Annotated in this window: 14 protein-coding genes; 10 read left to right on the forward strand and 4 right to left on the reverse strand. The window is 59.8% G+C overall.

Features of this window, described 5'->3' with window-relative positions:
- The first annotated feature begins 38 nt into the window (after positions 1-38).
- The 8 genes from nusA to BJF91_RS05560 all read left to right on the forward strand — a co-directional run bounded on the left by nusA (position 39) and on the right by BJF91_RS05560 (position 10,883).
- The gene (gene nusA, locus BJF91_RS05525; protein ID WP_075613499.1) at positions 39-1,649 is read left to right on the forward strand and encodes a transcription termination factor NusA; all 1,611 of its coding nucleotides are present in this window, start codon (positions 39-41) and stop codon (positions 1,647-1,649) included.
- On the forward strand, positions 1,649-2,341 hold the full coding sequence (locus tag BJF91_RS05530; protein WP_139310594.1) for an RNA-binding protein: 693 nt from the start codon (positions 1,649-1,651) through the stop codon (positions 2,339-2,341). Before nusA ends, BJF91_RS05530 begins: the two co-directional genes overlap by 1 nt.
- Before the next feature lie 103 nt (positions 2,342-2,444).
- Positions 2,445-5,210 (forward strand): translation initiation factor IF-2, encoded by a 2,766-nt coding sequence (infB, locus tag BJF91_RS05535; protein ID WP_075613500.1) that lies wholly within the window; start codon positions 2,445-2,447, stop codon positions 5,208-5,210.
- 152 nt (positions 5,211-5,362) lie between these two features.
- Positions 5,363-5,776 (forward strand): 30S ribosome-binding factor RbfA, encoded by a 414-nt coding sequence (gene rbfA / locus BJF91_RS05540; RefSeq protein ID WP_075613501.1) that lies wholly within the window; start codon positions 5,363-5,365, stop codon positions 5,774-5,776.
- A 6-nt stretch (positions 5,777-5,782) separates the two neighbouring features.
- Positions 5,783-6,712, forward strand: a complete 930-nt coding sequence (gene truB / locus BJF91_RS05545; protein WP_075613502.1) for a tRNA pseudouridine(55) synthase TruB — start codon at positions 5,783-5,785, stop codon at positions 6,710-6,712.
- 169 nt (positions 6,713-6,881) lie between these two features.
- Positions 6,882-7,151, forward strand: coding sequence for a 30S ribosomal protein S15 (rpsO, locus tag BJF91_RS05550; protein ID WP_060719398.1), 270 nt, complete (start codon positions 6,882-6,884; stop codon positions 7,149-7,151).
- Between the two features lie 395 nt (positions 7,152-7,546).
- Complete coding sequence (gene pnp / locus BJF91_RS05555; RefSeq protein WP_075613503.1) at positions 7,547-9,691, forward strand: polyribonucleotide nucleotidyltransferase; 2,145 nt, start codon at positions 7,547-7,549, stop codon at positions 9,689-9,691.
- Between the two features lie 175 nt (positions 9,692-9,866).
- A complete protein-coding gene (locus tag BJF91_RS05560) occupies positions 9,867-10,883 on the forward strand; it encodes a class I SAM-dependent methyltransferase (protein ID WP_075613504.1) in 1,017 nt (338 codons plus the stop codon).
- Between the two features lie 70 nt (positions 10,884-10,953).
- On the opposite strand, the gene fabI is transcribed toward BJF91_RS05560, so the two are convergent.
- The 3 genes from fabI to fabA are packed head-to-tail and all read right to left on the reverse strand — an operon-like array spanning position 10,954 to position 13,539.
- Positions 10,954-11,760 carry an enoyl-ACP reductase FabI gene (gene fabI / locus BJF91_RS05565; RefSeq protein ID WP_075613505.1) on the reverse strand — a complete coding sequence of 269 codons (807 nt, stop codon included), beginning with the start codon at positions 11,758-11,760 and terminating at the stop codon, positions 10,954-10,956.
- A 5-nt stretch (positions 11,761-11,765) separates the two neighbouring features.
- The gene (gene fabB / locus BJF91_RS05570; RefSeq protein WP_075613506.1) at positions 11,766-12,989 is read right to left on the reverse strand and encodes a beta-ketoacyl-ACP synthase I; all 1,224 of its coding nucleotides are present in this window, start codon (positions 12,987-12,989) and stop codon (positions 11,766-11,768) included.
- Positions 12,990-13,023: 34 nt separating this feature from the next.
- Complete coding sequence (fabA, locus tag BJF91_RS05575) at positions 13,024-13,539, reverse strand: 3-hydroxyacyl-[acyl-carrier-protein] dehydratase FabA (protein WP_075613507.1); 516 nt, start codon at positions 13,537-13,539, stop codon at positions 13,024-13,026.
- 308 nt (positions 13,540-13,847) lie between these two features.
- On the opposite strand from fabA, the gene irrA reads away from it, so the two are divergent.
- Positions 13,848-14,264, forward strand: coding sequence for an iron response transcriptional regulator IrrA (gene irrA / locus BJF91_RS05580; RefSeq protein ID WP_075613508.1), 417 nt, complete (start codon positions 13,848-13,850; stop codon positions 14,262-14,264).
- Between the two features lie 64 nt (positions 14,265-14,328).
- Here the strand turns inward: irrA and BJF91_RS05585 are convergent, their stop codons facing one another.
- Positions 14,329-14,964 (reverse strand): trimeric intracellular cation channel family protein, encoded by a 636-nt coding sequence (locus tag BJF91_RS05585; protein ID WP_075613509.1) that lies wholly within the window; start codon positions 14,962-14,964, stop codon positions 14,329-14,331.
- A 255-nt stretch (positions 14,965-15,219) separates the two neighbouring features.
- Between BJF91_RS05585 and BJF91_RS05590 the strand changes: the two genes are divergently transcribed.
- On the forward strand, positions 15,220-15,648 hold the full coding sequence (locus BJF91_RS05590; protein WP_075613815.1) for a hypothetical protein: 429 nt from the start codon (positions 15,220-15,222) through the stop codon (positions 15,646-15,648).
- The last annotated feature ends 50 nt before the right edge of the window (positions 15,649-15,698 follow it).

Consider the following 15,698-nt stretch of genomic DNA (forward strand, 5'->3'; position numbering starts at 1 on the left):
TGACTATGCCTCAGGCTGGAAGACGGAGACTTTAGACAATGGCAGTCAGTGCTAACCGGCTCGAGCTATTGCAGATCGCGGATGCGGTCGCACGCGAAAAGGTCATCGACCGCGAAATCGTGCTTGCTGCGATGGCCGACGCCATCCAGAAGGCCGCCCGGTCGCGTTACGGCTCCGAGACCAATATCCGCGCCGACATCAATTCCAAGACCGGCGAAATCCGCCTGCAACGTCTTCTGGAAGTGGTCGAGACTGTCGAGGACTATTCCACCCAGATCGCTCTGCCGCTGGCCCGCGACCGCAATGTCGATGCCAAGCTTGGCGATTTTATTGCCGATCCGCTGCCGCCGATGGATTTCGGCCGTATCGCCGCCCAGTCGGCCAAGCAGGTCATCGTGCAGAAGGTACGTGAAGCCGAGCGCGACCGCCAGTTCGACGAATTCAAGGATCGCGTCGGCGAAATCATCAACGGCACGGTCAAGCGCGTCGAATACGGCAACGTCATTGTCGATCTCGGCCGTGGCGAAGGCATCATCCGTCGCGATGAGATGATCCCGCGTGAAACCATGCGCTACGGCGACCGCGTCCGCGCCTATGTCTACGACGTGCGCCGCGAGCAGCGTGGCCCGCAGATTTTCCTGTCGCGTACCCATCCGCAGTTCATGGTGAAGCTGTTCACCATGGAAGTGCCTGAAATCTACGACGGCGTCATCCAGATCAAGTCGGTTGCCCGCGATCCGGGTTCGCGCGCCAAGATCGCCGTTATTTCCAACGATAGCTCGATCGATCCTGTCGGCGCCTGCGTCGGTATGCGTGGTTCGCGCGTTCAGGCCGTTGTCGGCGAGCTTCAGGGCGAAAAGATCGACATCATTCCGTGGTCGGCCGATCCGGCCTCCTTCATCGTCAATGCACTGCAGCCAGCGGAAGTCGCCAAGGTCGTGCTCGATGAAGATGCCGAGCGCATCGAAGTTGTGGTGCCGGATGAGCAGCTGTCGCTGGCCATCGGCCGTCGCGGTCAGAACGTGCGTCTGGCGTCGCAGCTGACCGGCTGGGACATCGACATCATGACGGAAGCCGAGGAATCGGAACGCCGCCAGAAAGAATTCAACGAGCGCACAAACCTGTTCATGGACGCGCTCGACGTCGACGAAATGGTCGGTCAGGTTCTGGCATCGGAAGGCTTTGCCCAGGTCGAGGAGCTGGCCTATGTCGATCTGGAGGAAATTGCCTCCATCGACGGTTTTGACGGCGATACCGCCGAAGAAATCCAGACCCGCGCCCGCGAATATCTGGAAAAGCTGGAAGCCGAAATGGATGCCAAGCGCAAGGCACTCGGCGTTGCCGACGAGTTGCGCAGCATCGATGGCATCACCTCGCAGATGATGGTTGCTCTCGGTGAAGACGGCATCAAGACGATCGAAGACTTCGCCGGCTGTGCTGCCGACGATCTGGTCGGCTGGAGCGAGCGTAAGGACGGCGAGACCAAGAAGTTTGAGGGTCTGTTCGCGAAGTTCGACATCTCGCGCACCGAAGCGGAACAGATGATTGTGCAGGCCCGCCTGGCGGCCGGCTGGATCACCGAAGCGGATATCGCCGCTGAAGCAGAAGCGGAAGAGGGAGAGCCGGAAGAGGCCGAGCAGGGCTCGTGATGACCGCCGATCAGTCCTTGGACGGGCGTCCGGCAAAGCCGGTCAAGGCGGTGAAGGACGGTCAGAACGACCGGACCTGCATCGTCACCCGCCAGCCGGGAACGCCTGAAACGCTGATCCGTTTCGTTGCCGGTCCCGATGGGGCCGTCGTGCCGGATCTGAAGCGGGAACTGCCTGGCCGTGGCTGCTGGGTGTCCGTATCCCGCGAGGCTATCGACAAGGCAGTGGCAAAGAAACTCTTTGCCCGTGCCTTGAAGGCCGATGTCACTGTTGATCCCGAGATGGGATCGCGCGTCGACCGGCTGCTCGCGCAGCAGGTGGCGGGCATGATGAACCTGGCACGCAAAGCGGGCCAGTTTGTAACCGGATCGGCCAAGGTCGATCTCGCTATTCGCAGCGGCTCGGCACTCGGCGTGTTCCATGCCACCGACGCTGCAGCCGATGGCGTTCGAAAATTGGACCAGGCCCGCAAGGCCTGGCACCTGGGAATGGAAACGGACGAAGAGGTCCCTTCTTTCCGTCTCTTCTCCGAGGCTGAAATGCAGGACCTGATGGGCCAGAACGCTTTTATCCATGCCTGCGCGCTTGCAGGACAGGCGGGTGAAGGTGTAGTGAAACGCGCAACTCTGCTTGAAACCTATCGCGGCGTCTCGTCGCGTCAGGCAAGTAGCGCTGGCCGTAAACCACAATGACGCGGTCACCGGTGAAAACCGGCCTCCGTGGTGTAGGACAGTATGTGAACGGCGTGGTCTGATGCGATAGTCATCCGGCCTCGCTCGAAGGAACGGGAACGGAATGACCGACAGCAAAGACGACAAGACACTCAGCGTTACGGGCAAGAAGACACTCACGCTCAAGCCGACGGGAGTGAACCAAGGTACCGTGCGCCAGGATATGGGTCGCGGTCGCACGAAGGCCGTTGTGGTCGAAACGCGCAAGCGTCGCCCGACCCGTCCTGAAGACGAGCGTGCAGGCCAGCCGCAGGGCCGGAGCGAGGACGCTCCTGCGCCAGCAGCGCCGGTTCAGGCACCGGCTCCGGTTGCAGCAGCACCGCAGGCACCTCGCCCTGCCGCAGCACCGCAGCCGCGTGTGCAGCAGACCAATCAATATTCGCAGCAGCGCCATCCCGGCCAGCAGAACCGGCCGCAGGGTTCGTCCCCGAGCCAGCAGAACCGTCAGCCTGAGCGTCCGCGTGGCGCCGTGCTGCACGATCTGTCGGCCAGCGAGATGGATGCCCGTCGCCGGGCGCTTGCCGAAGCGCAGGTTCGCGAAGTCGAAGACGCCAAGCGTCGCGCCGAGGAAGAAGTTCGCCGTCAGGCCGAAGAGGTCGAGCGTCAGCGTTTGGCCGTGATCGAGGCCGCCCGCCAGGCGGAAGAAGACAAGCTGCGCGCTCTGGAAGCCAAGAACGCGCCTGAACCCGCTCCGGAAGCTCCGGCTCCGGCTGTTGAAGCAACCCGTCCGGCAGACGCTGCTGGTCGCTCACCGTCTGCAGCTCCCGCCAAGCCGGGTGCTGCGGCAACGCCGGCGCCTGGTTTTGTGCGCGGTCGCAAGCCGGAAGGCGAAGAAGACGATGCTCGCGGCCCAGCCCGTGGCAGCCCGGTACGCGGCAAGGTCGTGCGTCCGGAGCCTGCAAAGGTTCCAGCCCGTCCGAAGACCGAAGACGAGCGTCGCCGCGGCAAGCTCACGGTCACCACGGCTGCTGTAGACGAAGACGGTGCAAGCCGTGGTCGGTCGCTGTCGGCCATGCGTCGCCGCCAGGAGAAGTTCCGCCGCAGCCAGATGCAGGAACCGCGCGAAAAGGTCATGCGCGAAGTCGTGCTGCCGGAAACCATCACCATTCAGGAACTGTCGCAGCGTATGTCCGAACGGGCCGTCGACGTGATTAAGTACCTGATGAAGGAAGGCCAGATGATGAAGCCAGGCGACGTCATCGACGCCGATCTGGCTGAACTGATCGCCACCGAATTCGGTCACACCGTCAAGCGCGTTTCGGAATCCGACGTTGAGGAAGGCATCTTCAACATAAAGGACGACGAAGGCGAATTGGTATCGCGTCCCCCTGTTGTCACCATCATGGGTCACGTCGACCACGGCAAGACCTCGTTGCTGGACGCTATCCGCAAGACTTCGGTCGTGTCGGGCGAAGCCGGCGGCATCACCCAGCATATCGGTGCCTATCAGGTCGAACAGAACGGTCAGAAGATCACCTTCATCGACACCCCCGGCCACGCGGCGTTTACCGCCATGCGTGCCCGTGGCGCCCAGGCGACCGACATCGCGATCCTGGTGGTTGCGGCCGACGACAGCGTGATGCCGCAGACGATCGAATCGATCAACCACGCCAAGGCGGCAGGTGTGCCGATCATCGTGGCGATCAACAAGATCGACAAGCATGAGGCAAACCCTGAAAAGGTTCGCCAGCAGCTTCTGCAGCACGAAGTCTTCGTGGAATCCATGGGCGGTGAAGTGCTCGACGTCGAAGTGTCGGCCAAGGCCAAGCTCAACCTCGACAAGCTGCTCGAAGCCGTGCTGCTGCAGGCCGAAATCCTCGACCTGAAGGCAGATCCGACGCGGACCGCCGAAGGCACAGTCATCGAAGCGCAGCTAGATCGTGGCCGCGGTGCGGTTGCGACCGTGTTGGTGCAGAAGGGGACGCTGCGTCCTGGTCAGATCATCGTTGCCGGCGACCAGTGGGGCCGTGTGCGTGCCCTGGTCAACGACAAGGGTGAGCATGTCAAGGAAGCAGGACCGGCAATGCCGGTCGAAATCCTCGGCCTGTCCGGTACGCCGGCCGCCGGCGACAAGTTCGCTGTGGTCGAAAACGAAGGTCGCGCTCGCGAGATCTCCGAGTATCGTCAGCGTCTGGCTCGTGACAAGGCCGCTGCCCGCCAGTCCGGTCAGCGCGGTTCGCTCGAGCAGATGATGAGCAAGCTGCAGGACACCGGCTTCAAGGAATTCCCGCTGGTCATCAAGGCCGACGTGCAGGGTTCTGTCGAAGCGATCGTTGCAGCGCTCGACAAGCTTGGAACCGACGAAGTCAGGGCCCGGATCGTTCATGCCGGCGCCGGCGCCATCACGGAATCGGATATCTCGCTTGCCGAGGCATCCAATGCCGCGATCATCGGCTTCAATGTGCGCGCCAATGTTCAGGCACGCACCGCAGCCGAGCGCTCTGGCACCGAGATCCGCTACTACAACATCATCTACGATCTGGTGGATGACGTTAAGGCAGCGATGTCGGGTCTGCTGTCGCCGGAACGGCGCGAAACCTTCCTCGGCAATGCCGAGATCCTCGAAGTGTTCAACATCACCAAGACCGGCAAGGTCGCGGGTTGCCGTGTCATCGAGGGCAAGGTCGAGCGTGGCGCAGGCGTCCGTCTGGTGCGCGACAACGTGGTCATCCACGAAGGCAAGCTCAAGACGCTCAAGCGCTTCAAGGACGAAGTCTCCGAAGTGCCGATGGGTCAGGAATGCGGTATGGCCTTCGAAAACTACGAAGACATCCGCGCCGGCGACACCATCGAGTGCTTCCGCGTCGAGCATATCACCCGCACGCTGTAAGCGTCGGTTCAGATCAGGAAGGCCGCTCCCGGGCGGCCTTCTTTCGAACTTGCATGACACTTTCGCTGCTAGTGCCGGTCTTCCTATGAAGAGGCGCTCCAGCTCCAGGGTTCGATCCCCACCCGCCTCTTGAAGGCCAATGAGAAACGACAATGAGCAAACCTACCAATTCCGCGCCATCGCAGCGCATGCTGCGTGTTGGCGAACAGGTCCGCGCCGCCATTACCCAGGTCCTGCAGCGCGGCGAAGTGCGCGACGACCTGCTTGAAAAGACGGTCATCTCGATTTCCGAAGTGCGTATGTCCACCGACCTCAAGGTCGCGACCGCCTTTGTCTCGCCGCTTGGCGTCAGCGATCATGACACCGTCATCGCCGCACTCAACCGCCACGCAAAGTTCATTCGCGGGCGGATCGGCGGCCAACTCCGGCAGATGAAATATATGCCGGAAGTGCGATTCCGCGACGATACCAGCTTCGACAATTATCGGAAAATCGACGAATTGCTGCGCTCGCCGGAAGTCGCGCGCGACCTTGGACCCGATACAGACACCAAAGAAGAAGAATAAGACGCAATGTCCAAACCCAGAAAACCCAAGGGCCGGCCGATTTCCGGCTGGCTTATCCTCGACAAGCCGGTGGATTACGGCTCGACCGAAGCTGTCGGCAAAATCAAGTGGCTGTTCAACGCTCAGAAGGCCGGCCACGCCGGCACGCTCGATCCGTTGGCATCAGGCATGCTGCCGATCGCGCTCGGCGATGCTACCAAGACCGTGCCCTACGTCATGGACGGCCGCAAGATCTACGAATTCACCGTGACCTGGGGCGAAGAGCGCTCGACGGACGACCTGGAAGGCGAGGCGACGCAAACCTCCGACCAGCGTCCGAGCGAAGAGCAGATCCGCGCCCTGCTGCCTGATTACACCGGCGTCATCGAGCAGATCCCGCCGCAGTTCTCGGCAATCAAGATCGCCGGCGAGCGCGCCTATGATCTCGCCCGCGAAGGCGAAGTGGTCGACATCCCTTCGCGCGAAGTGGAAGTTCACCGGCTGACCCTGCTGAAGGCGGATCGCGACTGCGCCTATTTCGAAGTCGAATGCGGCAAAGGCACCTATGTCCGCTCGCTCGCCCGCGACATGGGCCGCGATCTCGGCTGTTACGGCCATATTTCCGAACTGCGCCGCTCCTTTGTCGCTCCCTTTGCCGAAGACATGATGGTGCCGCTCGAGGACCTGATTGAGCTCGAAAAGATCGAGGACCGGGACGAGCGGCTTGCAGCCCTCGACGCGTTCCTGGTCGACACCGGCGAAGCGCTGATGGCGCTGCCGCAGATCCGCATCAGCGACGATCAGGCGCATCGGCTGCGCATGGGTAACCCGATCATCGTGCGCGGGCGCGATGCACCGCTTGCAGAGCCGGAAGCCGTCGCCTTTGCTGGCGGCAAGCTTATCGCGATCGGCGAGATCGGTGAAGGCGAGTTCCGTCCGAAGCGGGTCTTTGCCTGAGCTCTACCGCATCGTGTGGGCGAGGGCGACGTTTTGCCGCCCCTTCCCATGCAGGGCGGAATAGTATATAGGCGCACCAGCATTGCAGATATGCGTGCATTCATGGCCTCCGCTGGACGACATCCCGGCCGCAGGCGACCCAATTCCTCCATTCAAGAAAGGAACCACGATGTCGATCACCGCAGAACGCAAGGCAGCCCTCATCAAGGAATATGCAACCAACGAAGGCGACACCGGTTCGCCGGAAGTCCAGGTTGCTATCCTGACTGAGCGGATCACCAATCTGACCGAGCATTTCAAGGGTCACAAGAAGGACAACCACTCGCGTCGTGGCCTTCTGACGCTCGTATCCACCCGTCGTTCGCTTCTTGATTATCTCAAGAAGAAGGACGAAGGCCGGTACAGCAAGCTGATTGCGAGCCTCGGCATTCGCCGCTAAGCAATGGACCGGCGGGCTTCCGAGAGGAAGGACCCGCCGGTCGCTTTTCCGGAGCGTGTTGCGCTTCGTATAAATCGTTTCCATGGCAATCCTGCCAGGAAACATGGTCGCAACGACCCTCTGGCTGCTTACGGCTGAAGGCGCGTCGCATGTGACCGAGAATTTTGCGGCCTGCCTTGCGTTGACCAACGCCGGGTGCTGCAAACGGCAGGCCGGATGGGCCGGTGCTGCCGATGACAACCGATGGCCTGTCATGGGGCAGGATTGTTGGATGCTTCCGCCAAGTGCGGTTCGAAGCCTCCCGCTGTCTTGCCCGTGATGGTTCAGCACGATGCGTCTGATCATGGCTTTGATGCTTAGGCATCCGAGCCGCCAGCGCATATGAAGGACAAGATATGTTTGATGTTCACAGCGTTGAGATCGAGTGGGCCGGCCGGCCGTTGAAGCTGGAAACGGGCAAGATCGCCCGCCAGGCCGACGGCGCCGTTCTCGCCACTTATGGCGAAACTGTTGTTCTCGCCACCGTGGTTTCCGCCAAGTCGCCGAAGCCAGGCCAGGATTTCTTCCCGCTCACCGTAAATTACCAGGAAAAGACCTATGCTGCCGGTAAGATCCCAGGCGGCTATTTCAAGCGCGAAGGCCGTCCGAGCGAAAAGGAAACCTTGGTTTCCCGCCTGATTGACCGCCCGATCCGCCCGCTCTTCCCTGAAGGTTACAAGAACGACACCCAGGTTGTCGTCACCGTTGTCCAGCACGACCTTGAAAACGATCCTGACGTACTGTCGATGGTTGCCGCATCGGCGGCCCTGACGCTGTCGGGCGTGCCCTTCATGGGTCCGGTCGGCGGCGCTCGCGTCGGCTACATCAATGGCGAATACGTCCTCAACCCGCATCTCGACGAGATGGATGAGTCGGTTCTCGATCTCGTGGTTGCCGGCACCCAGGACGCCGTCCTGATGGTCGAGTCGGAAGCCAAGGAACTGAACGAAGACATCATGCTCGGCGCCGTCATGTTCGGCCACAAGGGCTTCCAGCCGGTTATCGACGCGATCATCAAGCTCGCTGAAGTCGCCGCCAAGGAACCCCGCGAATTCGAACCGGAAGATCATTCCGCTCTCGAAGCCGAAATGCTTGGTATCGCCGAAACCGAATTGCGCGCCGCCTACAAGATCACCCAGAAGGCCGAGCGCTACGCAGCGGTCGACGCCGTCAAGGCCAAGGTGAAGGCGCATTTCTTCCCGGAAGGCGTAGAGCCGAAGTACACCGCCGAAGTCATCGGCGCGGTGTTCAAGCACCTGCAGGCGAAGATCGTTCGCTGGAACATCCTCGACACCAAGAGCCGTATCGACGGTCGTGACCTGGAAACGGTTCGCGCTATCGTGTCGGAAGTCGGCATTCTGCCGCGCACCCATGGCTCGGCCCTGTTCACCCGCGGTGAAACCCAGGCGATCGTTGTTGCGACGCTCGGTACCGGCGAAGACGAACAGTATGTCGACAGCCTGACGGGCATGTACAAGGAACGCTTCCTGCTGCATTACAACTTCCCGCCCTACTCGGTCGGTGAAACTGGCCGCATGGGCTCCCCGGGCCGTCGCGAAATCGGTCATGGCAAGCTCGCATGGCGCGCTATCCGTCCGATGCTACCATCGGCTGACCAGTTCCCCTACACGTTGCGTGTCGTCTCCGAGATCACCGAGTCCAACGGCTCGTCCTCGATGGCAACCGTTTGCGGCACCTCGCTGGCATTGATGGATGCCGGCGTACCGCTGGCCAAGCCGGTTGCCGGCATTGCCATGGGTCTGATCCTTGAAGGCGAGCGTTTCGCCGTTCTCTCCGACATCCTCGGCGACGAAGATCACCTCGGTGACATGGACTTCAAGGTTGCCGGTACCGCTGACGGCATCACCTCGCTGCAGATGGACATCAAGATCGCCGGTATCACCGAAGAGATCATGAAGGTCGCGTTGGCTCAAGCGCAGGGCGGCCGCAAGCATATTCTTGGCGAAATGGCCAATGCCATTACCGAAGGACGCTCGCAGCTTGGCGAATTCGCACCGCGCATCGAAGTCATGAACATCCCGGTCGACAAGATCCGTGAAGTCATCGGCTCCGGCGGCAAGGTCATCCGCGAAATCGTCGAAAAGACCGGCGCCAAGATCAACATCGAAGATGATGGCACCGTCAAGATCGCCTCTGCCTCCGGTAAGGAAATCGAAGCTGCCCGTAAGTGGATCCATTCCATCGTTGCCGAGCCGGAAGTCGGCTTGGTTTACGAAGGTACGGTCGTCAAAACCGCAGATTTCGGTGCTTTCGTCAACTTCTTCGGTTCACGCGATGGCCTGGTCCATATCAGCCAGCTGGCTGTCGACCGTGTCGCCAAGACCCAGGACGTCGTCAAGGAAGGCGACAAGGTATGGGTCAAGCTGATGGGCTTCGACGAGCGCGGCAAGGTTCGTCTGTCGATGAAGGTCGTCGATCAGGCCACCGGCAAGGAACTCGCTGGCGAGAAGAAGGCCGAGGGCGACGCTGCCGCTGAATAAGCGCAGCCGATTGTCTTTGAAGGCGCGGAAGATTTTCCGCGCCTTTTTTTATCCGACAGCGCCGCGCGTTTTGTAAAACGCGCAAAGGACGCTGTAACACCTTAAATCTACTGTATAATTCCTTAGATCGATTCTGATTTAAGGAATTATACAGCCACGACGAGATTGACGAGCCATGAGCCGCGAGACCCTGAAGACCATTTTTCATCCCTTCGTCACCGACGCCGTTGCCTTGCCGGGTGAAGGCGAGCGCTTCCTGTTTCTCGGTGCGGAAGCCGGCTTCGTAAAGCCGGAGGGCTTTGGTGCGGAACTGACGGTCGTTCAGGGCTTCCGGCCCGACTTCCGCCGATTGGAAGCGGCCCGGCAGGCACCCGTTCCTATTGCGGCTGGCGAGGCTTATGACGGCGCCTTGGTGTTGGCTGGCAAGCACAAGGGGCTGAACGAAAACCGCGTCGCTGGGGCGCTGACGCGGGTCAAGGCAGGCGGCATTATTGTCGTTGCTGGTACGAAGGAAGACGGCATCCAGCCGCTACGCAAGCAGATCGACCGACTCGGCTTTGAGCCACAATCCCTGCCGAAATACCACGGGATCGCCGTCTGGTTCACGGCTCCCGCCGATGCATCCGCAGCCATCTCTGCGCTAGCTTCCAAGCCCGTGATGATCGACGGTCGGTTTGAGACCTTTGCCGGCCAATTTTCGCATCTGCATGCCGATCCAGGCTCGGAGCTGCTGGCAAGCCGTTTGCCGGAGGACTTCGATGGCAATGCTGCAGATTTTGGTGCTGGCTGGGGCTATCTCTCCGTCATGCTTGCCGAAAAGGCACGCCGCACCAACCGCATCGACTTGTTCGAAGCCAATTACGAGGCCCTGGAGCAGGCGAAGAAGAACCTGGCGCGCAATTGCCCTACTTTGGCTACCCGTTTCTTCTGGCAGGATCTCGGCACCGAACCTGCCAAGGAGAAATACGATCTGGTCGTCATGAACCCTCCGTTCCACGAGGGGCATGCAGCCGAACCGTCAATCGGGGAAGCCATGATCAAGGCGGCATCCGATGCACTGCGCGGCGGCGGTGATCTGCTGATGGTCGCCAATCGCGGCTTGGCCTATGAGCCGGTCTTGGCCGCCCATTTCCGCCAACACGGTGAAACCTGCCGCAATGCGCGCTACAAGGTGCTGTGGGCGAAGAAATAAGTCTCAGACTATTCAACAAAAAAGCGCCGGGAAATCCAGGCGCCTTTTTTGTTGATCGAGTGGACCTCGGTTATTCCGCGTCCGATGAGCGCAGCACATCAAGGGCCGGCAATGAGGTAACGTTATAGCCGCTGTCGACGTAATGCACTTCGCCGGTTACGCCAGCGGAAAGATCCGACAGGAGATACAGCGCCGAGCCACCAATATCTTCAATAGTCGGCGTCCGGCGTAGCGGTGCGTTCTTCTGGTTCCAGTTCAGGATGGCGCGTGCGTCGGAGATGCCGGCGCCTGCCAGCGTGCGCACCGGGCCAGCCGAGATGGCATTGACGCGGATGCCGCGCGGACCGTAATCGCAGGCGAGGTAGCGCATGGAGGATTCCAGCGCGGCCTTGGCGACACCCATGACATTATAGTTCGGGATAACGCGCATCGAGCCGCCATAGGTCAGCGTCAACATTGCGCCACCATCGGTCATCAGGTCTGCCGCGCGCCGTGCAATTTCGGTAAACGAGAAGCAGGAAATCACCATGGTACGGGTGAAGTTTTCCCTAGATGTGTCGGCGTAGAGGCCTTTTAGCTCGTTCTTGTCGGAAAAGCCGATGGCATGTACGACGAAATCGAGCTTGCCCCAACGCTCCTTGATAGCAGCAATGGTTGCATCGACGGATGCCAGATCTTCGACGTCGCAGGGCAGAATGAAGTCTGAACCGAGCTGGCTGGCTAGCGGTTTAACGCGCTTTCCCAAGGCTTCGCCCTGATAGGTAAAGGCAAGCTCAGCACCGGCAGACGAAAGTGCCTGGGAAATACCCCAGGCGATCGAGTGGTTATTCGCGACGCCCATAATGAGCCCGCGTTTACCTTGCATGGAAGCGATCATCAATGTCATCCGTTATGGCGCTGAAACACCAGTGTTGCGTTGGTGCCGCCAAAACCGAAGGAGTTAGAAAGGACAGTGTCAATCTTGGCATTGTCGATGCGCTGGCGCACGACAGGCACGCCTTCGAATTCCGGATCGAGCGTGGTGATATGAGCGCTTTCGCCGATGAAACGCTCCTGCATCATCAACAGGCCATAGATCGATTCCTGCACGCCGGCAGCGCCGAGCGAATGTCCTGTCAGCGACTTCGTGGACTGGACATGCGGGATCTTGTCACCGAACACGGCGCGGATGGCACCGATTTCCTTGCTGTCGCCGACCGGCGTCGAGGTGCCATGCGTATTGATGTAGTCGATATCGCCCTTGACGGTCGACATCGCCTGACGCATGCAACGGATCGCACCTTCACCTGAAGGCGCAACCATATCGTAGCCATCCGAAGTCGCGCCATAGCCGGTGAGTTCGGCATAAATTTTCGCGCCACGGGCCTTAGCATGCTCCAGCTCTTCGAGAACCAGCACGCCAGCACCGCCAGCGATGACGAAGCCATCGCGGTCGACATCATAGGCGCGCGAAGCCAGGGCCGGCGTGTCGTTATACTTGGTCGACATGGCGCCCATGGCGTCGAACAGGTCGGACATCGACCAGTCAAGATCTTCGTGACCACCAGCGAACATGATGTCCTGCTTGCCCCACTGGATCATTTCTGCAGCATTTCCGATGCAATGAGCCGAGGTCGAGCAGGCAGACGAGATCGAATAGTTGACGCCGTGGATCTTGAACCAGGTCGCGAGCGTCGCGGATGCGGTCGAAGACATGGCTTTCGGCACGGCAAACGGGCCGATTCGCTTCGGGCTCTTGTTCTGACGGGTAATATCGGCCGCCTCGACGATCTGCCGGGTCGACGGACCGCCGGAACCCATGATGATGCCGGTGCGCTCGTTGGCGGCATAATCCTTTTCCTCAAGGCCAGAATCGGCGATTGCCTGCTTCATGGCCACGTGGTTCCAGGCACCGCCCTGCGACAGGAAGCGCATAGCGCGTCGGTCGACGAGGTCGCTCGTGTCCAGCGTAGGCTGGCCCCAGACCTGGCATTTGAAACCATGTTCGGCAAAATCGGGAGAAAAGGAAATGCCGGACCGGGCGTCGCGTAGCGATGCCGTCACCTCTGCGGCGTTATTGCCGATGGAGGACACGATGCCCAGACCCGTAACTACTACCCGTCTCATGTAATAGACCTTTTGCTTGATTGGGGAGAGGCGCTCAGTCGGCCTTATCCTTGAACAGGCCGACCCGCAGGTCGGTCGCCTTGTAGATGACCTCGCCATCGGCCTTCATCCAGCCATCGGCGATGCCAAGAACGAGGCGGCCGCGCATGACGCGTTTGAAGTCGATGCCGTATTCCACGAGTTTCGTGGAAGGGGTGACCATGCCGGTAAATTTTACTTCGCCGGTGGAAATGGCCCGGCCCTTGCCAGGCTCGCCGAGCCAGCCGAGATAAAAACCCGTCAACTGCCACATGGCGTCCAGGCCCAGGCAGCCCGGCATGACCGGATCGCCCTGAAAATGGCAAGGGAAGAACCAGAGGTCGGGAGTGATATCAAACTCGGCGCGAATATAACCCTTGTCATGAGGGCCACCGGTCTCGGAAATATCAGTGATGCGGTTGAACATCAGCATTGGCGGCAACGGCAGCTGGGCGTTACCCTGGCCGAACAGCTCGCCGCGACCGCAGGAGAGAATTTCCTCGTAATTGTAGCTCGTTTGTCTTTCGTTCATCGGTCTTTCAATTCCCCCCTTTAGGCGTTCCGCATTAGGAGACTTAAAGCAAGATGGCGACGAATTGAAGCCGATGCCAGTTCATTCCAACGCTTTGCGCGGATGTGTTTGGCCTCGGTTCCGGTCGCTTTCTGTCGTCCGCATACAGGAAGCGCCCATCCTCCACCAGTGGTAAAATCGGTCAATCGCCCCAACATCAGGGCTTTCACTGGATTTACCCTAGGTGAAACTATTGAAAGACCGGACCTTACCGGATATATCAGTACGGCAATGGTGTAATTTCAAGGGACGAAGCGGAGATCGTCGGCATGGTGGCGCAAGCCTCTCGGGAAGTAGAAGCAAAACTGCGTCGGTCCGGCCTTCGGCCGACACGGCAACGTGTTGCCTTGGCTTCTCTTCTTTTTGCCAAGGGCGACCGACATTTGACTGTGGAAGAGCTGCACGAAGAAGCGGTTTCCGCGGATGTGCCCGTTTCGCTTGCCACCGTTTACAACACGCTGCACCAGTTCACGGAAGCCGGCATGATCCGGGTTCTCGCGGTCGAAAGCAACAAGACCTATTTCGATACCAATGTTTCCGATCATCACCACTTCTTCGTGGAAGGTCGCAACGAAGTGCTCGACATTCCCGTCAGCAATATCGAGATCGGCAATCTGCCGGAGCCGCCTGAAGGCATGGAAATATCCCATATCGACGTGGTTATTCGCCTGCGTCCCAAGGCTTGAGCTCTCGGTTGACGGCTTGCTAGCCAATCATTTCCGGTCACTGATTTATTTGATCTCCTAACCCTCACATGACGTCGTCAGGATGTCTGCCGGCCTGATGGCCGTAGCGGGGAAATGTCCAGCCAAAGAAAATCGCGCCGGCACGGACTAGAAATGCTGCGAGAACACCACCTGCGGAAGCCCAGTAAAGCGGCGCTCCGACGATGAATGCTCCGGTGAACACGCAGGCCCCGATCAGGGCTGCAGTGATGTAGATTTCCGGCCGCAGCAGAACCGAAGGTTCGTTGGCGACAATATCACGCAAGACACCGCCAAGCGTCGCGGTCATCACGCCGGTCACGATGGCGATGGTTGGTGATCCCGTTGCGGCCAAGCCCTTGGCCGCTCCCATGACGCAATAGGCGGCAAGGCCAACTGCATCGAGCCAGATCAATAGCTTGTAGCGTGATTCCACCAGATGGGCCGTGAAAAACACCAGCACCGCAATCGTGCAGCAGATCAGGATATAGCTCGGATTGACCACCCAAAATACCGGCAGGCGGCCAAGAATGATATCGCGCACCGTGCCGCCGCCCGTGCCTGTTACCGTTGCCAGAAACAGGAAGCCGATCAGATCCAGCTGCTTGCGCGAGGCGGCAAGCGCGCCGGTTGCGGCAAACAGCGCGACGCCGGCATAATCGAGATAGAGCAGCAACGACATGACGGTCCTGACATCGTACGGTTGGTGAAGAATCGCCTGCAAGCTTATACCGCAAGGCCTTACCCAAGGCATTCGGCCTCGCATCTTCTTTCTTCCAAGACAAGGGCCGCGCAAGCTGGATGGGATATGGCAACAGATAATGCTCCGCCCCGAAAAATGGAAAGGCTCTGCGCACCAGGCGGGGAGCCGCAATCCTGCCGAAGGTTCCTGCCCGTGAAATTCCTCGCTCGTCTCCTTCTGTGCCTGCTTTTTGTCATGCCGGCTTCCGTCACCTTCAGCCAGCAGCAATTGGTCAGCGATCCCGAGATCTACGAGAAGGATCATTTCCGCAAAGTTTGCGACAAGGCCGAATTCGACGACAACTATGTTACCCGGCTCGACATTAACAACGACGGTCTCATTGATGCCGTTGTCAACGAAGGCGCGCTGACCTGCGACGGCAAGCACGGTCCCGATTGCGATGCCGACGGTTGCCCCTACAATTTCTATGTCCAGGTCAAGGAGGGCGGTTACCTGATGATCGCGACCGCCAAGATCTATGGCTACGACTTTATCCAGCGCTTCGGTAACAAGGTCTTCGTTTTGAAGATGCCGCCACACTTTTGTGATCGGACCGACGGGCCACAATGCGAAATGACCGTGCGGGTACGCGGTGTAATGTTCGTGACGATATTCAAAAAATAGGGTGCACGGGCCGGAACGGGACATGCGAAGACCGAAGCCTGTCGCATGTC

This window comes from Gillisella taibaishanensis (genome assembly GCF_001938985.1).
Classification (GTDB): Bacteria; Pseudomonadota; Alphaproteobacteria; order Rhizobiales; family Rhizobiaceae; genus Allorhizobium; species Allorhizobium taibaishanense.